Source organism: Devosia ureilytica, from assembly GCF_024273195.1.
GTDB classification, from domain to species: domain Bacteria; phylum Pseudomonadota; class Alphaproteobacteria; order Rhizobiales; family Devosiaceae; genus Devosia; species Devosia ureilytica.
Map to the genome: position 1 here is coordinate 1 of NZ_JAMZCU010000012.1, position 19,416 is coordinate 19,416.

A 19,416-nucleotide genomic window follows, 5' to 3' on the forward strand; every position below is an offset into this window, starting at 1 on the left:
ATTGCAGCCGCGCTCTCGTGGTGGGTCAATTGAGTCCAGACCCTAATCCGCGTCATGGACGTCGACACGGAAAGCTTCACTGGAGAGCAGCACTTTCAGCAGTGCGCGCTCGAAAGACTCGGTGAGCTCGACTTCCACCCGATATTCCTCTGGGGAACGGGACGCATCTATGGTCACGGCGAGAGGGTGACCTCCGCATGCCAGCAATGCTACCCGTACGCGGTCTGCGGCCGACTTCTTAGCAAAACGCGCTCTCGCGACACGTCGACGAGACATGACAACCTCAATGCACCGAGGACTCGCTGTCGGCGAGGTTCTGCAATCGGTGAAGGTCTCGAACAACGAAGCAGCCACGATCGGGAAGGTCGACGATTCCACGGGTCTTCAGTTTGGTCATGTTCCGGCTCACCGTTTCAATGGTTATCCCAAGATGATCCGCGATGTCGGCGCGACACATGGGCAGGCAAACCCTCTGGTCATTCGTTTTCTTGCCGGTGCGAGCGGCCAAGGATAGCAGAAATCCCGCAATGCGCTCCATCGCCGACTTCCGGCAGAGCAGCACGGACAGATCGTGCATGGAGGCGACCTCCGCTGCCGCGAGGTTGATCAATTTCTCGCCCAGTTCCGGACGCGAGCGCATAGCGTCCAGCAAGTCACCCCGTGCCGTCACTTGCACTTGTGCCGGCGTCAGGGCGTCGCAGTCGAAACGATAGGCGTCGCCATGACCAAAGCCAATGACGTCCCCCGGATAGGCAAAAGCCACGACCTGCCGGCGTCCGTCCGAAAAGACCTTGGTCGCACGGAAGACGCCGCTGACGACCTCGTAGAGCGAGTCCGCATCGTCGCCTTCATGGAAAAGAATGGTCGTGGCGCCAATCACGCTCCCCGCATCTTGAGAAGTCTGTCGAACGAAATTTCGCGCTTCAGGTGCAGCAAGGGGGAAGACGTACATAGTGTGGCTCCGCTCTGGTGACGAGACGGAATTGACCATGGCAATGTAATCGGCCTATCCGATAATTGTAACCGATTGTAACGGTGGGCAGACCCAACCGCATGAGCAGCCAGCACACTCTAATCGTCGATGACGATCCACAGGTCCGTCGAATGCTTCGTAGTTGCCTTGAAGGCGAGGGTTACGAAGTCACCGAGGCCGGGAACGGAGACAAGATCGAGTCCGTGGTGAGCGAAGCAGATCTGGTCGCTCTCGACCTCAATCTGGGGCGAGAGGATGGATTGGAGGTCGCCAGGCGAATTCGACACGTGTCCGACGTGCCCATCATCATGATCACCGGCAAAGGCGAAATGATCGACCGCATCGTCGGACTCGAAATCGGGGCCGACGACTACATCTCGAAGCCATTCCACCTGCGCGAAGTGCTGGCCCGCATCCGCAGCGTGTTAAGGCGCAGTGGCACCAGCAAGACCATCGACCCAGCAGTAGGTGCCCCTGCCACGATCCGCTTCGATGGCTTCGAGCTCGATCCGTCCCGCAGGAGCTTCAGGGCGCCGGATGGAGTGGAAATACCCTTGACCACCGGCGAATTCGATCTGCTGGTCGTCTTTACCCGCCATCCGCACGCAGTCCTGGACCGGGACCGCATTATGGACCTGCTCAAGGGTCACGATTGCGCCCCTAACGATCGCAGCATCGACAATCAGGTGGCGCGGCTTCGGAAGCTTATCGAGACCGACACGCGCCAGCCTCGCCTCATCAAGACAGTGCGCGGTGCCGGCTATAGCTTCACTCCCACGCGGCTTGATCGCTAGTCATTCCGGCTGCAACGCATCTGCAATGGCTTTTGCCAGCTCAGCTTGCCGATATGGCTTGCTCAGCACCTTGAGGTGAGAAATGGCGTCAGCATCGCGCCGAACCAGCTCATCCGCGTAACCAGATGTCAGCAGGACCGGCAGGGCCGGCCATTGCGTTGCGACCCGGTGCGCCAGCTCGTATCCAGAAAGCCCACCCGGCATCATAAGATCGGTGAAGATCAGATCGAGGGCCGCGCCGCTGCTGAGGATCGCCAACGCCTCGTGGGCATCGGCTGCCACCAGCGTCGCATACCCCAGTGCCTCCAGACGATTGACGGTCAGCCGGCGCACCCGGGGGTCGTCCTCCACCACAAGGATGGTCTTGCCGACCAGGGCGGGCTCGACGTCATCGATGGCATCGACCTGTGGTTCCGCAGAACCGTGACGGGGCAGGTAGATGTTGACGGTGGTCCCACGGCCGGGCTCGCTGTAGATCGTGGCGTGACCGCCCGATTGCTTTGCGAACCCATAGATCATGGAGAGCCCGAGTCCAGTCCCGCGACCTGTCTCCTTCGTCGTGAAGAACGGTTCGAATGCCCGCTCGCGCACTTCTGGCGGCATTCCCTGCCCCGTATCCGCCACCGACAGACGAACGTAGTCCCCAGGTGCCAGACCCTCGATATCTTCGCTCATCGGCCCATCGATGCTCACATTGCTGGTCTCGATGATGAGTCGTCCGCCCTCTGGCATGGCATCCCTGGCATTGACCGAGAGGTTGACCAAGGCGCTCTCCACCTGCGATGGGTCGATTCGAGTCGACCAAAGGCGCGGTGTCAGTGCGTTTGACAGCGATATGGTCGAACCCATGGTGCGATGCAGCATGTCGGTCAGCCCGAGCACGAAATCGTTCAGGTTGACCACTTCTGGCTCGAGATGCGAGCGACGGGCAAAAGCCAGCAGGCGGACCGTCAATCGTGCACCGAGGTCGGCAGCCTCCAAGGCCTCGGTCGCCAGTTCCCGCTGTCCCGTCGTCGTTAGCTTGGCTTCCAGCATTTCCAGATTGCCGATAATGACAGTCAGCAGATTGTTGAAATCGTGCGCGATGCCGCCGGTCAACTGCCCCATCGCCTCCATCTTGTTGGCATGGCGCAAGGCCTGCTCTGCGGACTTCTGACTAGAGAGATCATGGATGATGCCGGTGAAATGCACCCGACCATCCATCTCGAATTCGCTGACCGCAAGATGCATCGGGAAAGTCGAGCCATCTTGCCGTCGCCCCGTGACCTCCCGCCCGATTCCGATGATCTTGCGTGCTCCCGTGCTGTGGTAGTTGGCGATGTAACCATCATGAGCCGAGTGATAGGGCTCAGGCATGAGAAAGTGGACATTTTTTCCCAGAAAGGCTTCCTGCGGATAGCCGAACAAGCGCGCAGCTGCCGGGTTCACGGTGGTGATGATCCCCTTGCCGTCAATGGTGATGATGGCGTCGACTGCGGATTCAAGCATGGCCCGAAGCTTGCGAGCCTGCCCAATGAGGTCGACCTGGTCTGACAGTGGGCTCGTCACTTCATTTGATCCTGTTGTGGTTTCACGCAGACTTACTGGTTTACGTGTTCTTCCAAAAGACCTTCTGGGCAACAAAAAAGCCCCTCCGCAGTGCGGAAGGGCAAATATGCTTCTCAGCGATGCTAGATGTTGCTCAGATTCCGAGGCCGGCATAGGCGGCGTCGAGACGTTCCTGCGCCTTGTTAGGTACTTTGATCCCCTTGGCAGCATCAAGATTTGGGAGCTCGTCGCCCACGGCAATGGCACCAACCATACCCATCGCGAAATGCGGCGTGCACTTGAAGCCATAGAGGCCCGGCACGTCGAAGGTCACCACGAACTCCTCATTGACCTTGCTCTTGAAGACTTCGGCGCCTTCAGGAAGCATGTCCTTGATGTTCTCGACGTTGTGGCTCTTGTCGGTAGGGATGAAGGTCACCGTGTCGCCAGGCTGGATCGCAAGGAAATTCGGCTCGAAGACCATTGTCCCGGCTTCGCCCTTGTTCAACATGTGGATTTCATAGTCGGCGGCGAGTGCCGGGGCGACCAGACCTCCCAGAGCGACCAGGGTCATGAGGGTGGTAGTAATTGCGCGCATCGGGGTTCTCCTTGGCAAGTGGGTCGGCTGACCCGTTGGCGTCGTTCTAGGCGCAGCAGGATTTGCGGTCTTTGATCCGTGTCAAATACTGCGGACCACGCCTGCGACAAAAACTCCCACCGCTTATTTGTTCTCGATCAATGAAGGCTTGTCAGCACAGGCGTAGACCCGGCAGCGACGGAATAAGACATGTTGTTCCCGACCATGGAGAAGAACAATGACCCACAACACCATGCTTTCGCGGCGTGCTCTACTTGCTGGCGCAGCAGCCATTGGTGCAACCGCGCAGTTGACGGCCATGGTTGCCACGACGGCACAAGAAGTCGCCGCGGCGCTTCCGGCAGTCGACGTCAACACGTTGGAAAGGGTCAAGGTCGACCTGGTCGCTCCCCCCTTCATTCATGCGCATGAACAGGTCGCAACCGGCGCCCCCAAGATCGTCGAATTCACCATGACGATCGAAGAGAAGCGGCACGAGGTCGAGGATGGCGTCGAGCTCTGGGCTATGACCTTCGACGGCTCGGTGCCCGGACCGATGATGGTCGTGCACGAGGGCGACTATGTCGAGTTGACCCTGATCAATCCTGACACCAATCTCATGCCGCACAACATCGACTTTCACTCGGCGACCGGCGCCTTGGGCGGCGCTGCCCTCACCAACGTCAATCCAGGCGAGAAGGCGATCCTGCGTTTCAAGGCTACCAAGGCGGGCGTTTTCGTCTACCATTGCGCTCCGGAAGGCATGGTACCCTGGCACGTCACCTCGGGCATGAACGGGGCCATCATGGTCCTGCCACGCGAGGGCCTCAAGGACGGCAAGGGCAATCCGATCGCCTATGATCGTGCATACTACGTCGGCGAGCAGGACTTCTATGTCCCCAAGGATGCGGACGGCAACTACAAGACGTACGAGAGCATTGGCGACGGCTACGCAGACGCCGTGGAAGCCATGCGCACACTCGTCCCGAGCCACATCGTCTTCAACGGCAAGGTCGGCGCGCTCACAGGTGACAACGCCTTGACGGCCAAGGTCGGCGAGACCGTTCTGATCCTGCACTCGCAGGCCAATCGCGACACGCGCCCGCACCTGATCGGCGGTCATGGCGATTTCGTCTGGCCCACCGGCAAGTTCCACACGCCGCCCGATGTCGATCAGGAGACCTGGTTCATCCCGGGCGGGACCGCTGGCGCGGCGGTCTATACGTTCCACCAGCCCGGCGTCTACGCCTACGTCAACCACAACCTGATCGAGGCCTTCGAGTTCGGCGCGGCCGGACACCTGGTGGTCGAGGGCGAGTGGAATAATGACCTGATGACCAGTGTCCTGGCACCCACGCCGCTGTGACGCCGGATCAAGCGAAGCGGCAATGCCGCTTCGCGTACCCCTTGCCGGTTCCTAACCCCCTTAGCACCGGCACCGTCCTGGAGGCGGAAATGACTGTCCATGCTGTCCAACCAAAGGACCTGACACCACTCATCTTGCCGGCGGCACTGCTCGCATTGGCACTGAGTGCCCTGGCCGTTCAACTCGCACCAACACTGCCAGATGTGTTCCGTTCCAGCGACATCATACTCCCTGCCACGGTCACTCTGCCTCCGGGACACCTTACCTACCGCGCCGAGGGGCATTTCCTCCGGGACAATGTCCCGATGGACGCGCCGATCACGACGGTGGCCTTCGCGCGGCCGCTCGAGATCATGCAGTATCAGGTGAGCGTCGAGGACTATGCACGCTGCGTGGCCGACAATGCCTGTGCTCCGGCCCCGAATCCGGGCCTCGATGGTACGCCCGTTACCGGCGTGAGCTACCAGGACGCCATCGATTATGCGACGTGGATGAGCACGGTCACGAATGAAACGTGGGCCCTTCCGACCGATGCCGAGTGGGCCTACGCGGCGGCCGAGCGCTTCGAGGATGACGCCCTCGAACTTGCGGACAATCCCGCCAATCCCGCCCTTCGCTGGATAGCCAACTATCGGGCCGAAGCGGCGCGCAACCGCACCGCCGACCCGGCCCCTCGCCCACTGGGCGGGTTCGGAGCGAACAGCAATGGCATCATGGACATGTCGGGCAATGTCTGGGAATGGACTGACACGTGCCACCGTCGAGTGCGTGTCGATGCTGCAGGAACCGTCGTCAGCGAACAACCGGCCTGCACGATCCGTGTGCTCGAAGGTAAGCATCGGGCCGCGACCAGCTTCTTCATCCGGGACGCCAAGAGCGGCGGTTGCTCGGTGGGCATTCCTCCCGACAATCTGGGTTTTCGCCTGGTCCGGCGCCCGAGCTGGCATGAAAGCCTGATTTTGCGCTTCTTTCCCATCCAATAATTTTGGGTCAACAGGCTCCAGGCCGATCCGCGGGTGCGACACCGGAACGGTATCGCCCATTGGCGTTTTGTTGCATGCCCAGCCTATCGCCAATCGGGAAACAGTATCGTGGCCGATATCGATCGAAGTCTGGTTCGGAGCCTGCCGCTTTTCGCGAACATGGTAGATGCCGAACTCGATCGCCTGCTGGCTCGTGCCAGCATGCGCCGCGTCACCATAGGCGAAGCCGTATTCGAACAGGGGCAAAAGGCCAGCCAATTCTATCTGCTCCTGCACGGACGCCTCAAGGTCACCCAAGTTACGCCCGAAGGGCAGCAGATAATTGTGCGCGTCGTGCATCCTGGCGACCTGTTCGGCTTTGCCCAGGCCCTGCAACGTGATGACTACCCCGGAACACCCATCGCCGCTGCCGAAAGTGTGGTCATGTGCTGGCCCAATGAGGTTTGGGGCGATATCGTCGAGCACAACCCAAATCTCGCGGTCAACGCCATGCGCACCATTGGGCAGCGTCTTCAGGAAGCTCACACGCGTATACGCGAAATGTTCACCGAGGAAGTTGAACGCCGTGTTGCCCATGCGGTGCTGCGCCTTATGGAACAGGCGGGACACCGGGAGGAGGATGGTATCCACATCGACTTCCCATTGAGCCGCCAGGATGTCGCAGAGTTGACCGGCACGACACTTCACACTGTGTCTCGCCTGTTCAGCGCCTGGGAAAGCCGGGGAATCGTCAAGGGCGGTCGGCAGAAGCTGCTGGTCCGAGACAAAGCACGGCTTGAAGCCATGGCTGAAGGCAACGCTGCTGACACCTGACGCTAGTTTGCTCAACCGCAAGGAATGAGCATTTTGGGTCGGATACGGTATGGGTCGACCTGCTGAGGAGCCAGCGAGGAACCCGATGTCAACACCCGTAGGTTCGGCCATAGTCACGTTGCCATATTGGTTCGGCCGCACGTCCGGCCTGGAGGTGTCTGCGGACAGCATGGCTCATACCGATGACTTTTGACGACTTCGTCAGGCAGTTGGAATGGAGCGACAGCGCACTGGTCGGCATCGACTGGCAACAGATACGAACCTTGCCACTCTTCGCCGAAATGCCCGCTCTCGAACTGGAGCAGCTCCTGATGTCAGGAAGTGTGCGCCAGATCTACACCGGTCAGAAGGTTTTCCGTCAGGGGCAGCGTGCAGAAGAGTTCTTTCTGCTCATCCATGGCCGATTAAAGGTAACGCAGACAACTGCCGAAGGACGGCACATACTTGTCCGCGTCGTTCATCCCGGCGAACTTTTTGGTTTCGCGCCTGCGCTGCAAAGGCATGATTATCCGGGAACATCAGTAGCAGCCGCCAGAAGTCTCATCCTGTGCTGGCCCAATGCGGTTTGGACCAGCATGATCGAAACGAATGCACGCCTCGCCACCAACGCAATGAAAGCCATCGGTCAACGCCTGCAGGAAGCCCATGCCCGCATCCGCGAATTGTCGACCGAAAATGTCGAGCGGCGCCTCGCCCATGCGATCCTTCGTCTGGCCGAACAGACGGGGCAGGACGATGGTAACGGAATTCGGCTCGACCTGATCTTCACGCGACTGGACCTTGCTGCCCTGACTTCCACAACACAGCATTCGGTATCGCGCCTGTTAAGTGCCTGGGAGAGCCAAGGCATCGTGGAAGGTGGGCGGCAAAAACTGCGCGTGCTCGACAAGGCGCGCCTACAGGCGCTTGCGGACGGCCGGAGCTGGGACAGTTCGGATTAATTGCGCCAGAACAATGATAGGGCGCCCCCGGATCGGTAAGCGGAACGGATCGACTTGCTCCATGGTGCCACATGAATGAAACACATCCAATCAAGCGCAAGCCCGTTCCACGCGGAATAGCGCATACCGGCCCGGTGATTCTGGCCTATGGGTTCCGCCCCTTTTTCCTGGCAGCCGGTATCTGGGCCGTCGTGGCCATGGGTCTTTGGGTCGTGTGCCTCATGACCGGTTTCCCGATAGGGTCCGGCTATGGTGGTGCTGCCTGGCATGCCCACGAAATGCTCTTTGGTTACACGAGCGCAGCCTTGGCCGGGTTCTTGCTGACCGCCATTCCCAACTGGACCGGAAGATTGCCGGTCTCCGGAATTCCGCTTGCTATCCTGTTTGCTGTCTGGTTGGCAGGCCGACTTGTCCTCATCCGACCGGACCTCGTCGGGGTGGGATGGGCAGTCGGTGTCGACATTCTGTTTCTGCCCCTCCTCTTTGCCATCTGTCTGCGCGAGGTGATTGCCGGTCGCAAGTGGCGCGATCTTAAGGTTTTGGCGGCCGTCCTTGCCTTGGCAATCGCCAATGCCAGCTACCACGCCCTGATTGTTTGGGGCGCTGATACCGGCCTTGCCAACCGCCTGGCGGTCGCTGCCTATATCATGCTGATTGGCATTATCGGGGGACGTGTCGTGCCCAGCTTCACCCGCAACTGGCTGGCGAAGCGGCATGTCATAAATCTGCCTGCCCCTTATGATCGCCTCGACTCTCTGGCGCTCCTGACCGCGCTTGCAGGCCTGGGTCTTTGGGTTGTTTGGCCGACCCACCTTGCAACTGTGATTGTCTGCATCGTGGCGGGCGCGCTGCATGCGATGCGTCTGGCACGCTGGCAGAGCTGGCAGACCGCCGAAGAGCGATTGGTCCTTGTGCTGCATCTGGCATACGCTGCTGTCCCTCTTGGCTTTTTCGCCATAGCCCTGGTACCCTCCGGTCTGGTCGACGCCGCCTCCGCCCTTCATGTCTTTACTGTTGGCGCGATCGGCCTGATGACACTGGCAATCATGAGCCGGGCGACGCGTGGCCATACCGGCATGCCCCTAACAGCACCGGCGCTCACCGCCGCCAGCTATGGCTTTCTTGTCATCGGTGCCGTACTGCGGCCTGGCGCCATGCTGGTTCCGGCCCACTACATGACCCTTGTCGCCATCAGCGGCCTATGCTGGATGGCGGCCTTCCTGCTCTATGTGGTCGAATACGGCCCTGCTCTCCTGACGCGTCGCAAGCCACGGCCCGAATAGGCATTTCAGAACCGGATGGCGATCTCAGGCGCCATACGATCCGGCGTCCAGGGTGGATCGTAGGTTAGTTCAACTTTCACCTTTTCCACGCCGTCAATGGTGCCGGCCGCCGCTGCGACTGCTTCCTGCAGGAATGCGCTGGCCGGGCAGAAGCGGGCCGTGGTTGTCATCAGAATGTCTACCTTCCCGGCGTCCCCTACATCAATATCGTACACCATGCCCAGATCGACGATGTTGTGTCCCAGTTCGGGGTCGATGACCGTCCGCAACGCAGCGCGTATATCGGCTTCGATGTGCATTCTCGGGGTTGGCGTCATGATCGTGGGCCTGCCCGCACCATCAGCCGGTAGGCCGTCCCCTCGGCATCAAAATCGCCTGCCCAGGCGTGGCCGCGCGCTTGTAGCTCTGGAAACAGGAAAACGGGCTCGCGCCCGAGCAACGCGAACATGACCTCACCTTCGGACATGGACTCAAGCTTAGCCAGGATTTGCACCATCGGTTCGGGCGGATCCATTTCAGTGCAGTCAAGATAGTGGCTGGGATCGGCCCAGCTATCTGGATCTTCCGGCCTTGAGGTCGGTGCGCCTTCAGATTGTGCATTGGGCACAAACACTACCTCCCAGTCACCATCATCCAGCCGTGTCGCCTCATAGCCGAAGCCCTTGGCCGCCATTACGGTGAAAAGAGGGTCAGGACGAAACGTTGCGAAAAGCTTCAGGCTCTGCCCGGGCGCAAGGGCATTGACTGCACCCATGATAGCACCAAACGGTTCGCCCCCATTGCGCAGGATTGGACGGACATCGAGTTCAAACGCATCAGTCATACGACACTCCTTTTTCTGGTTGCCGGCAAGATCAGGCGGGGTCTGGGGTGGTTTTGCCAGGCCGTCGGCAGATCGGCCAGACGCCTGGCCCGAACATATTGAACAACAAGACCAACCGCACCCAACAGCTGCAACATGGACGTCAATTGGAATACATGCTGAACTTTGAGAAAAAGTGCTGCGGCGCCTGCGAGCTCAGCCGCAAAATAGAGAACGAACCAAGGGGCGGCACGGCTTTCGTTGACCAGATCCTGCACGCGCGGGGTCGTGATACGGCCCATAAGGGGCGCAAAGCATTCAAGCCAGGTTAGAAAGGGAATGATCTTGTAGAGCATGGCAAGCCCCAGGCCTCCCAACCATCCAAGGGAAAGCACGTGCATGGAGGCAGCCAGTGCGCTCTCAATGCCTGACCAGAGCGCCCAGGTCAGGAGCGATGCGCCCAGACCCAGCATGCCCATAGCCGCCACCGCCCCTGCCATGTGCAGCTCCAGCGTCGCGCGGCGTCGCGTTCTGTAGAGTGCTGCGATATCGATCAGATAGGCTCCGACCGCGAGTACAGCCGCAATGCCGGTCAGTGCGAGACCCAGTGGCCAGGACGTGTTTGTCGCGATCAGCGCAAAAAGGGCACCTACCAACGCGCCCAATGCGACTGCCGCGCTCCAGAACGCCACAGCGGTCAGCGTACCTTTTCGCTCGGGCGCGACCAGGAACATCGAGACAAGTCGATAGCTGACACCCATGGCAGCAAGGGTCAACCAGCCGCCCAGTCCGAACGCGGCGTGCAGCCCCACCCCGTGCTCGACCAACGCTAATGAAAAATCCCCGCCAACCAGTCCTGCAAGCACGGAGGCAAGCGTCTCTCCCAACATGACCGTCACCAGCATGCTGATCAAACCAAGCATCACGAAGCCAGCCGGCAGCGGGAGTGAACTGGCTCGCAGCAGCGTTGTGAACAGGATCGCGGCAGCAAGGCAAAATCCACTCAGGAGGATCAGGCCACCAAATGGCAAGATGTCGGCCGACAGGCCGTGCAAGCTATCCAGCGCAAGAAATCCGCACAATAGCAGTACAAGACCGATGAGAAGAAGGGTGAGGACGACCGGGGGCAGCCTGGGCCAGACAAGTTCACGTCCGATCAAGACCGGCAGGAATTGTAAAAGAGCACCAAGCATGAGCAGACTCAGCCAGCCGATGGTCACCAGATGCACCACGACCAGCGTGCGGGGCGCCATCAGGCCGTCATTGGGGTAGCCGAACCCCGCGGCCATCAGTCCAAGTGCACAAAGCAGCGCGACGAGTGCGCAGCTGAAATATGCCAGCGTCCACCGCGATATTGTTGCCATATGCATGATCACGCTCCAGAAAAAGGGGCAGCCGGCAAGGCCGCCCCAGCCCGGTTCAGGCTTTGAGCTGTCGACCGAGCTGCACCCGCCAGACGTCCGGGCCACTCTCGATATAGGTCCAGGAGAATTGACCAGGGTACTCGGCCTGCAACTGATAGTGCAGCGGCCGCGGGTCATGATCGTTGACGATCACGAAACTCTCCCCAACAGCCAGGCCATTGGCCATGGCGAAAATTTTCGGGTGCCGCTCGCGGGGCTGAATGGTGCGCACATCGATAAAGGGGAGATCTTCCGTTTGCTCTGTCATTTCACTGTCCGGGTCGCAAAAAACCAAGTGACCGGACGGCGACCAATCGCCCGGATGATCGCAGGCTAAACAGCGATGATCCCGTGCACTTTGTCGCAGCGCAAATTGCATCACGCCCGGCGTGCCAATCGAGAAAAAGGCCTGCGATCCAGCGCAAAGTAGGCACGTCCGGTCGCTCTAGGGGTAAACCTCGCACGCCTGCACGCAGACGTCCGCTTGACCAAGGGAGCCCGGCAGTGTTTTCAGACTTTTCCCGCGATGAGAGGACCTTCTCATTCATCATCCTTGGCGGCCTGGTCGTCGCCGGGCTGGCGATGGCCATTGCTGGTCGCGGCGATTTGCTGGGCACTCATGGCTGGCTGATATTCGGGCTTTCGCTGATAGTATTTTTCGCCGCCGTCCGACATTTCGACCGTAGCCGAGACGATCCGCGTCGGCATCAACTCGACTCACCCTGAGTCCCGATACGGGCAGATGTTGGCTTTTGGTCGCGATCAGATGCTAGGAAGCGCTGAGATCAGCGCCCTGGCCGATTATCTTGTCTCGCTGCAGGGTGAGAAGGCTCTGTCGGCCGGTGAAACCGAAAGTGCGAAAGCGCTCTTCGTCGACAATTGCGCTGGCTGCCACGGCGAGGACGGTACGGGCATGGTCGAGACTGGTGCGCCCAATCTGACCGATGCCTTCTGGACATACGGAGCCGATCGCAGCACGATTCGTCACTCCATCTATGACGGTCGCCAAGGCATCATGCCATCGTGGGAGGGCCGTCTCAGCCCGACCCAGATCCGCCTGCTGGCTCGCTTCGTCATGGACCTACGAGGCGCGACGCCATGAGCGCTCAAGACGGCACTTCCCCCAGGTGGCGTCTGCCTTTGGGTTGGTTGGTGGGAATAGGCATTGTTGCCGTTCTCCTGCTGGCCGACGCCCACCTCGTCTACGTCGCATTCACCTCGCAACCAAGCTGCGTCAGTCACCTCAAGATGCCCGATGGCAGCACCGATCATTTCCGCGCCGTAAAGTCCGGCTGCTAATCCTCAAGAGCCCCGCCATGAAAGAGACGGTCGACATCCTGCCTCCCCATGAACGGCCCTGCCCCGCGCGGTCGATCACAACCGCCACCTGTCTGCCAATGCACCACTGGACTGGCTGGGGGCGGTTTGGCGAGACCTGTGGAGGCGACCTGGCCTGAGTATCGCCTATGGTCTCGGCGTAGCGCTGGTTTCCTACGCGATCATCTATGCCATGTTCGTCATAGATTGGGCACAGATCCTGTTTCCCGCGCTGGCGGGCTTCCTGGTGGTCGGTCCGCTGTTGGCAACCGGTCTTTACGTCAAGAGCCAAAGACTCGCATCGGGAGCGAGGCTGTCCTTCGGCGGCATGCTGTTTCCCCGCGGCGGCATGCATCTGTTCTTCGTCGGCGCGGTCCTTATGACCCTGATGCTGATCTGGGTTCGCGCCGCGGTGCTTCTCTACGCGCTGCTCTTCGGCTGGCGTCCTTTTCCGGGCTTTGACCAGGTGACGACGATGCTCCTCACCACGCCTGAGGGCATTTCCAAGCTGGTGGTAGGCACGGCCATCGGCGGCCTGTTCGCCGCCTTCTCGTTCGCAATCGGGGCTTTCTCCATTCCACTCGTGCTCGACCGGCACCACGACGCCTTCTCGGCAATTGGTCTTTCGATGTCGTTCGTCACAAACAACATACCGGCCACCTTGGTATGGGCCGCTCTCGTCGTTGGACTGGTGCTGGTTAGCCTTGTCACCGGCTTGCTCGGCCTCATCATTATCTTCCCCCTTCTGGGTCACGCGACTTGGCACGCCTATCTGGCAGAGCAAGGAGAATAGGGCAGACGATGCGACCTTGCAGCTGGCCCCACATATTCCGCAAACACCGTAGCGCTTTCGGGCTTGCCCCGAGGACAAGCGAGGATTCGATCCGGAATTCCGCGCTCTGGGAGGATCGCTCTCGGGGCAAGCCCCAGGGCGTTGCGGTTCTAGGGGGACGCGCATAAGTTGCTGCGTTCCCCCAGCTGCATTCGAAACCGCCCTCGTTGCCATGCCCGGTATCGTCTCCAGCCGCGTCAACCTTTCCGGCAAGCGCGTCACCGTGCGCTGGCGGGATGGCTAGGACCTGCCGCCCATGGTGCATCGCATGGTCGAGCTGGGCTACGAGCCCAACCTCTTCTCGCTGGAACAAGCCGGCAAGGATAGCGGCCTCACCGCGCTAGTCCGCGCACTCGCCGTGGCCGCGTTCTGCTCGATGAACATCATGATGTTCTCGGGCTCGGTCTGGGCTGGCGCCGATGGCCCGACCCGCGACCTGCTGCACTGGATCTGCGCCGTCCTCACCTTGCCAGCCCTGCTCTATTCGGGCCGCGTCTTCTATCAATCCGCTTGGGGCGCGCTCCGATCCGGCCGGATTTCGATGCCGTCGCTTCGCTGATCTTTTTCCCGCTCATCGGTCGCACACTGGATCACGCAATGCGCGAGCGCGCTCGCAATGCGGTAAAGGGCCTCGCGCGGCTCGCGCCGGCCGGCGCCCTTGTCATTGACGGAGAACAGGGCCACGCCTTCCTGCCGTTGGCCGAAATTGCACCGGGCGCAACTATCGCCGTGGCCATCGGCGAGCGCATACCGCTCGATGGCGAGGTGCTCACCGGTGCGAGCGCACTGGACAAAAGTCTGCTGACCGGTGAGAGCCTCGCCGAGCCTATAGGACCGGGCCAGCTCGTGCCCGCCGGTGCCCTCAACCTCTCCGCGGCTCTGACCATTCGCACCACGGCGAACGAAAGCGGCTCGACCCTCAGTCGCCTTGTCACCCTGCTTGAGGATGCCGAAGCGGGCCGCAATCGCTATCGGCGCATAGCCGACCGGGCCGCTGCGTGGTACTCACCAGTCGTCCATTTGGCCGCTGCAATGGCTTTCCTCGGATGGATGATCGTCAATGGCGATTTGTACAATGCAGCAACCATCGCCATTGCCGTGCTCATCATTACATTTCCATGCGCCTTGGGCCTTGCTGTTCCCATGGTACAGGTCATGGCAGCCCGCCGCCTATTCGAGGCTGGGATCATGGTCCGCGACGGCGCCGCGCTGGAGCGCCTTGCGGAGATCGACACCGTAATCTTCGACAAGACCGGCACACTGACCACGGGGCCTGCCACACCAATTGCCTCAAGCGGCAGCGCCGAGGCGCAGGCCATGGCTGCAAGCCTGGCGGCCCTCTCGCGTCACCCTTACTCTTTGGCAATAGCCCGCAGCGTCCGCTCAGCACCAGATGTCGCTTGGACCGACGTGGAGGAGAAGCCGGGACTGGGCATTGAAGCGCGACACGGCGGCCACCTTTATCAGCTAGGACGGGCCAATTGGTCCAATCCAGCGGAGGCTGGTGAGGCCAGCACCGTGTTCACCAAGGACGGAATTTCCTTGGCAGCCTTCGCCTTCACCGATCAACTCCGCCCCCATGCGGCCGACAGCGTCAAAACGCTGCAGGATGAACAACTGCACGTCGAGATACTATCGGGCGATCGCGACACCTTGGTCGAAGGGATTGGGGAAAAGCTCGGCGTCGCAGGACGAGGTAGCCTGCTCCCCGGAGACAAGTTCCGTCGCATCGAAGGACTTGCGATCGTACTTGGCCTTCTGGGCCTCCTCGTCTTCCTATGGACATTGCGGAACGGCCATTACGAAGATCTCGACGGAGCATCGGAGCGCCTCCTCTATGAGGACGACCAGCCACGACATGACGCCCTGCCTTGATCGAAAACAAAGCCGGATGCACGGCAAGGCGTCATGTTGGGGGCTCCAGGAGTACCAAAAGATGACGCCTAACGGGGAAGTCGACTTGAACTGTTTGAGAGATCGCTATTCTCGGTTGCTGGACATTTGCAACCTGCTTGAAAGCATTGCCGATGGCCTGCCCAACGACGTCCCGCGAAAGCAATGTCAGGTGCTGGCCAGTAGCATGGTCGAACAGTTGAGGGCGACTCATGCGATCGAAGATCGTGTCCTGATGCCACTCCTTCTGGCGTCGGACAATGCTGGTCTGCGAATGGCGGCGGAACGGCTTCGACAAGAGCACGAATTCGATGATCAAGCGGCCATGGAAGTCGAGGAGGCCCTGAATGATCTGCTCCTCGGCCGGAGCATCATGTCTCCCGACGCCACCGGCTATCTTCTGCGCAGCTTCTTCGAAAGCGTTAGACGGCATGTACACGCCGAGCAGGATCTACTCCACTTGCTCGAAGACATCACTCCAATCAATCGATCCCTGCATTGACTACGTTTCTGCTGTCTTTGGCGCTCTTCCTCGCGCTGCACTCCATCCCAGCCATTCCCGCCATTCGACAAAGTCTCAGGGCGATTCTGGGTCGCAAGGTGTACTTGGCGCTTTACTCCCTTGTCTCCATCGCCGCGTTGGCGTGGGTCTTCCACGCCGCACTTGCGCCTGACTAAGTGGAACTCTGGGCTCCCGCCGCATGGCGGGCCTGGATCGCGATCTACCTTGTGCCGATCGCCCTGTTCTTCCTCGTGGCCGGGCTCATAAGTCCGAACCCGCTCTCAATAAGCTTTCGCCGCGGCGACCAGGACGCAGGCGCTATCGTCGCCATTACGCGACATCCCGTACTTTGGGGCTTTCTTCTGTGGACCTTCGGGCACCTCATCGCGAATGGCGATGTAAGGAGCGTTATGCTCTTCGGAGCCTTGGGCATCTTCTCCATCGTCGGGATGGCCATGACCGAGCGCCGCAATCGTCGTCGGCTAGGTTCAGCATGGAGTACCGCGACTTTAAGCAGTTCTGTCTTCCCGTTCGCCGCCATGATCTGGGGTCGAGCGCCGTTCAAAATTGATCGGCCGATGATCATTGCCATGATCGTTGCTGCGCTCACAACGTTCTGGTTGCTAGCAGGTGGCCATGCTGAACTGTTCGGCGCCGACCCCTTGGCCGCGGCGACCTCCTAGGCCTTGCCATCCCATTCGACAGCGGTCCCTGCCCCCGGCAGGCCGAGCATATCTATGGCTCGGGCAGCGAGGTGATCAATCACGTCGGCCAGACATTGCGGTCTTTGATAGAATGCGGGCACGGGAGGCATGACAATGGCCCCCATTTCGGTCACCGCGACCATGTTGCGCAGATGACCCAGGTGAAGCGGCGTCTCCCGCGCCAACAGCAGAAGACGCCGCCTTTCCTTGAGATGTACGTCCGCGGTGCGCGTGATCAGGTTATCGGATAGCCCGGTGGCGATGGCCGCCAGGGTCCGCATCGAGCATGGGGCGACGATCATGCCGGCCGTCCGAAAGGAGCCGCTCGCGATCGTGCTACCAATGTCGCCGGCCTGGTGGACCGTGTCCGCGCAAGCCGCCAGTCTCTCTCAGGAATCTGGGCCGATCTCGTGCGCTAGGGTGCGCATGGCTGCGTCGGATACGATGAGCTGGGTGGCCACATCACCCCTTGCCGCCAGTCGCTCGGCGATGCGCAGGCCTATGGCGGCCCCGGATGCGCCCGTCAGAGCGAGGACGACGCGACAATGGCTGGTCATGTTTCGAGCCCCAGTTCGGGCCACATGGCCTCAACCTTGGCCATGACATCATCCGACATGACGAGGGTTCTGCCCCATTCGCGGGCGGTTTCGGACCCGATCTTGTTGGTCGCATCCAGCCCAAGCTTGCCACCCAGCCCCGGTCGGGGCGATGCGAAGTCGAGATAGTCGATGGGCGTGTCCGGAATGGCGACAGGTCCCGCGTCGCATCGAACCGCGTTGCTAGGGCCCACATGACATCGGACCAGTCTCGGACGTTGATGTCCGGATCGACCGCGATGATCAGCTTGGTCATGGAGAATTGCGGCAGCATTGACCACAGGCCCATCATGACCCGTCGCGCCTGTCCGGGATAGCGCTTGTCGATGGACACAACCATGGCGCGGTATGAACAGGCCTCGGGGGGCAACCAGAGATCGTAGATCTCTGGGAACTGCTGGCGCGCCAGGGGCACGAAGAGCGGTGTCATCGCCTCGCCCAGCCTCGATGGCTCGTCCGGTGGGCGCCCCGTATAGGTGGACAGGTATATCGGATCCCGCCGCATGGTCATGGCGCCGAGCGTCACGACCGGGAAGGGTTCGATCGAATTGTAGTAGCCGGTATGGTCGCCATAGGGCCCTTCGGGTGCCATCTGGGTCGCGCTCACGGTGCCCTCAAGCACGATCTCCGCCTCGGCGGGCACGGGCAACGCCACGCTGATGGCGCGTGTAACGCGGCTCTGGCGACGACGCAGCACGCCGGCAAAGCCCAATTCGTTCAACCCGTCCGGCAAAGGCATCACTGCTGCCAGCAGAGTGGACGGATCGGCGCCGATAGCAATGGCAATGGGCATGTCCTCGCCGCGATCGCGCCACATTCGGTGGTGGCGAACGCCGCCTCGGCTGGGCAACCAACGCACGATGGCTCGATTGGGGCCCAGCACCTGCATCCGGTAGACGCCGACATTGATGTCGGTCGGATCATCGGGAGAGCGGGTGATGATGAGGGGCCAGGTGATGAGCGGCGAAGGTTCGCCCGGCCAGCAGGTTTGGATCGGCAGGCAGGCAAGGTCGACTTGGTCGCCGCGCCAGATCATCTCCTGACATGGCGCCTTGCCTACTGGCCTGGTTCGCAGGCTCAGCGCAGCGCGCAGCATGTCCCGCGGCGGCCTGGGGGATCGCAGTTGGGCCAACCCTTCGCCCAGAACATCGAGGTCGCGGACATCCAGTCCCATGGCCAAGGCTATCCGCTCGATCGTGCCGAACACATTGATCAGCACCGGCATGGTCGAGGGCATCCCATCCTCGCGGACGGGGCGTTCGATCAGCAGCGCCGGTCCGTTGGCCTCGAGTACACGCCGGTGGATCTCGGTAATCTCATGTCTCATCGAGACCGGAACCCGGATGCGTCGGAGCAACCCACGCTCTTCGAGCTGAAGTACGAATACTCCCAAAGACTGGGCAATAGGATAGCGCGGCGTAGGCAGAAGTCGGTGGCTCATGGTCAAGCCATGCCAGAGACACATCGGACTTTCCTTGCGCTGCATCAAAGTCCTGCCTGCGGCGGCCTGCTAAGACACATCCCGCGTCCCACTCAACAGGAGCCGCCAGATGCTGCTGCCGCGCCCGCTCTCCTTGGCCATCGACAAACTGCCCGTTGCCTTGGTGCAGCGCGTCGTGAACCAGTCGTTCCACCGAGCGCTGCAGCAGCACCCTGACCTTTTCGATCGCCTCGGGAACGAAGCCAACAAGCGCTTCTGTTTCGCACCTACCGATCTCGACTTCGTTTTCTTGGTGCATCCGGAAAGCAAGTTCATACACACCTTCCGCAAGGCAGCCCAGCCGCGTGCCGACGCCTCCATCGCGGGGCCGATGCTGACCCTGCTGGCTCTTCTGGAAGGCCGGATCGACGGCGATGCGGTGTTCTTTTCGCGCAGCCTCTCGGTGACGGGGGACATGGAGGCGATGCTGGCCTTGCGCAATGCCCTCGATGATTGCAGCTTCGACCTCCCCAGAGATCTGGCAGCCATGGCTGGTCCGCTGGCACTGCCGTTCCAGCGGATTGCAGAGGCCATTCGCGATCACGCTCTCAGGGGGATGGCCTAGTCATGGAATTGATCTGCCCAGCCGGAACCCCAGCTGCCTATCGCGAAGCCGTCGAGGCCGGTGCC

The 19,416-nt window shown here is 60.9% G+C and carries 20 protein-coding genes and 3 pseudogenes; 13 read left to right on the forward strand and 10 right to left on the reverse strand.

Features of this window, described 5'->3' with window-relative positions; genetic code table 11:
* Window positions 1–283: 283 nt before the first annotated feature.
* Window positions 284–952: a helix-turn-helix domain-containing protein gene (locus NIM87_RS18180; RefSeq protein ID WP_254676171.1), complete on the reverse strand. Its 669-nt coding sequence runs from the start codon at window positions 950–952 to the stop codon at window positions 284–286.
* A gap of 101 nt (window positions 953–1,053) precedes the next feature.
* Here NIM87_RS18180 and NIM87_RS18185 point away from each other — a divergent pair, with 101 nt between their 5' ends.
* Window positions 1,054–1,767 (forward strand): response regulator, encoded by a 714-nt coding sequence (locus NIM87_RS18185; RefSeq protein ID WP_254676172.1) that lies wholly within the window; start codon window positions 1,054–1,056, stop codon window positions 1,765–1,767.
* Here NIM87_RS18185 and NIM87_RS18190 read toward each other — a convergent pair whose 3' ends face one another.
* On the reverse strand, window positions 1,768–3,387 hold the full coding sequence (locus NIM87_RS18190; protein ID WP_254676174.1) for a PAS domain S-box protein: 1,620 nt from the start codon (window positions 3,385–3,387) through the stop codon (window positions 1,768–1,770).
* Window positions 3,388–3,448: 61 nt separating this feature from the next.
* Window positions 3,449–3,892, reverse strand: coding sequence for a pseudoazurin (locus tag NIM87_RS18195; RefSeq protein WP_254676176.1), 444 nt, complete (start codon window positions 3,890–3,892; stop codon window positions 3,449–3,451).
* Window positions 3,893–4,109: 217 nt separating this feature from the next.
* Here NIM87_RS18195 and nirK point away from each other — a divergent pair, with 217 nt between their 5' ends.
* The 5 genes from nirK to NIM87_RS18220 all read left to right on the forward strand — a co-directional run bounded on the left by nirK (window position 4,110) and on the right by NIM87_RS18220 (window position 9,257).
* Window positions 4,110–5,237 (forward strand): copper-containing nitrite reductase, encoded by a 1,128-nt coding sequence (gene nirK / locus NIM87_RS18200; RefSeq protein ID WP_254676177.1) that lies wholly within the window; start codon window positions 4,110–4,112, stop codon window positions 5,235–5,237.
* 89 nt (window positions 5,238–5,326) lie between these two features.
* Window positions 5,327–6,220 carry an SUMF1/EgtB/PvdO family nonheme iron enzyme gene (locus NIM87_RS18205; RefSeq protein ID WP_254676178.1) on the forward strand — a complete coding sequence of 298 codons (894 nt, stop codon included), beginning with the start codon at window positions 5,327–5,329 and terminating at the stop codon, window positions 6,218–6,220.
* A 108-nt stretch (window positions 6,221–6,328) separates the two neighbouring features.
* Window positions 6,329–7,033 (forward strand): Crp/Fnr family transcriptional regulator, encoded by a 705-nt coding sequence (locus tag NIM87_RS18210; RefSeq protein WP_254676179.1) that lies wholly within the window; start codon window positions 6,329–6,331, stop codon window positions 7,031–7,033.
* A 182-nt stretch (window positions 7,034–7,215) separates the two neighbouring features.
* On the forward strand, window positions 7,216–7,974 hold the full coding sequence (locus NIM87_RS18215; protein WP_408640095.1) for a Crp/Fnr family transcriptional regulator: 759 nt from the start codon (window positions 7,216–7,218) through the stop codon (window positions 7,972–7,974).
* 71 nt (window positions 7,975–8,045) lie between these two features.
* Entirely contained in the window at window positions 8,046–9,257 is a 1,212-nt protein-coding gene (locus NIM87_RS18220; RefSeq protein ID WP_254676181.1) for an NnrS family protein, read from the forward strand.
* 5 nt (window positions 9,258–9,262) lie between these two features.
* Here the strand turns inward: NIM87_RS18220 and NIM87_RS18225 are convergent, their stop codons facing one another.
* The 5 genes from NIM87_RS18225 to NIM87_RS18245 all read right to left on the reverse strand — a co-directional run bounded on the left by NIM87_RS18225 (window position 9,263) and on the right by NIM87_RS18245 (window position 12,170).
* Window positions 9,263–9,556 carry a metal-sulfur cluster assembly factor gene (locus NIM87_RS18225; RefSeq protein ID WP_254676182.1) on the reverse strand — a complete coding sequence of 98 codons (294 nt, stop codon included), beginning with the start codon at window positions 9,554–9,556 and terminating at the stop codon, window positions 9,263–9,265.
* A gap of 14 nt (window positions 9,557–9,570) precedes the next feature.
* Complete coding sequence (locus NIM87_RS18230) at window positions 9,571–10,080, reverse strand: DUF2249 domain-containing protein (RefSeq protein WP_254676183.1); 510 nt, start codon at window positions 10,078–10,080, stop codon at window positions 9,571–9,573.
* Window positions 10,077–11,435: a hypothetical protein gene (locus NIM87_RS18235; protein ID WP_254676184.1), complete on the reverse strand. Its 1,359-nt coding sequence runs from the start codon at window positions 11,433–11,435 to the stop codon at window positions 10,077–10,079. Before NIM87_RS18235 ends, NIM87_RS18230 begins: the two co-directional genes overlap by 4 nt.
* Before the next feature lie 43 nt (window positions 11,436–11,478).
* On the reverse strand, window positions 11,479–11,730 hold the full coding sequence (locus NIM87_RS18240) for a DUF2249 domain-containing protein (protein WP_254676185.1): 252 nt from the start codon (window positions 11,728–11,730) through the stop codon (window positions 11,479–11,481).
* Between the two features lie 272 nt (window positions 11,731–12,002).
* Window positions 12,003–12,170, reverse strand: coding sequence for a hypothetical protein (locus tag NIM87_RS18245; protein ID WP_254676186.1), 168 nt, complete (start codon window positions 12,168–12,170; stop codon window positions 12,003–12,005).
* 58 nt (window positions 12,171–12,228) lie between these two features.
* Between NIM87_RS18245 and NIM87_RS18250 the strand changes: the two genes are divergently transcribed.
* The 6 genes and pseudogenes from NIM87_RS18250 (at window position 12,229) to NIM87_RS18275 (ending at window position 16,689) form a co-directional block, all read left to right on the forward strand.
* Window positions 12,229–12,564, forward strand: a complete 336-nt coding sequence (locus NIM87_RS18250) for a c-type cytochrome (RefSeq protein ID WP_254676187.1) — start codon at window positions 12,229–12,231, stop codon at window positions 12,562–12,564.
* Between the two features lie 408 nt (window positions 12,565–12,972).
* Window positions 12,973–13,572, forward strand: a complete 600-nt coding sequence (locus tag NIM87_RS18255; RefSeq protein WP_254676188.1) for a DUF2189 domain-containing protein — start codon at window positions 12,973–12,975, stop codon at window positions 13,570–13,572.
* A gap of 295 nt (window positions 13,573–13,867) precedes the next feature.
* Window positions 13,868–14,170 carry a hypothetical protein gene (locus NIM87_RS18260; protein ID WP_254676189.1) on the forward strand — a complete coding sequence of 101 codons (303 nt, stop codon included), beginning with the start codon at window positions 13,868–13,870 and terminating at the stop codon, window positions 14,168–14,170.
* A gap of 38 nt (window positions 14,171–14,208) precedes the next feature.
* Window positions 14,209–15,486, forward strand: coding sequence for a cbb3-type cytochrome oxidase assembly protein CcoS (gene ccoS, locus NIM87_RS18265; RefSeq protein ID WP_254676190.1), 1,278 nt, complete (start codon window positions 14,209–14,211; stop codon window positions 15,484–15,486).
* Entirely contained in the window at window positions 15,449–16,006 is a 558-nt protein-coding gene (locus tag NIM87_RS18270) for a hemerythrin domain-containing protein (RefSeq protein ID WP_254676191.1), read from the forward strand. Before ccoS ends, NIM87_RS18270 begins: the two co-directional genes overlap by 38 nt.
* Window positions 16,003–16,689: pseudogene (locus NIM87_RS18275) on the forward strand (NnrU family protein). Before NIM87_RS18270 ends, NIM87_RS18275 begins: the two are co-directional and overlap by 4 nt.
* Here the strand turns inward: NIM87_RS18275 and NIM87_RS18280 are convergent.
* Window positions 16,686–17,267 (reverse strand): annotated as a pseudogene (locus NIM87_RS18280) (UbiX family flavin prenyltransferase). The pseudogenes NIM87_RS18275 and NIM87_RS18280 sit on opposite strands and share 4 nt — an antisense overlap.
* A pseudogene (locus NIM87_RS18285) lies at window positions 17,264–18,747 on the reverse strand (UbiD family decarboxylase). Before NIM87_RS18285 ends, NIM87_RS18280 begins: the two co-directional pseudogenes overlap by 4 nt.
* A gap of 109 nt (window positions 18,748–18,856) precedes the next feature.
* Here NIM87_RS18285 and ubiT point away from each other — a divergent pair.
* Entirely contained in the window at window positions 18,857–19,351 is a 495-nt protein-coding gene (ubiT, locus tag NIM87_RS18290) for a ubiquinone anaerobic biosynthesis accessory factor UbiT (protein ID WP_254676192.1), read from the forward strand.
* Window positions 19,352–19,416 lie beyond the last annotated feature (65 nt).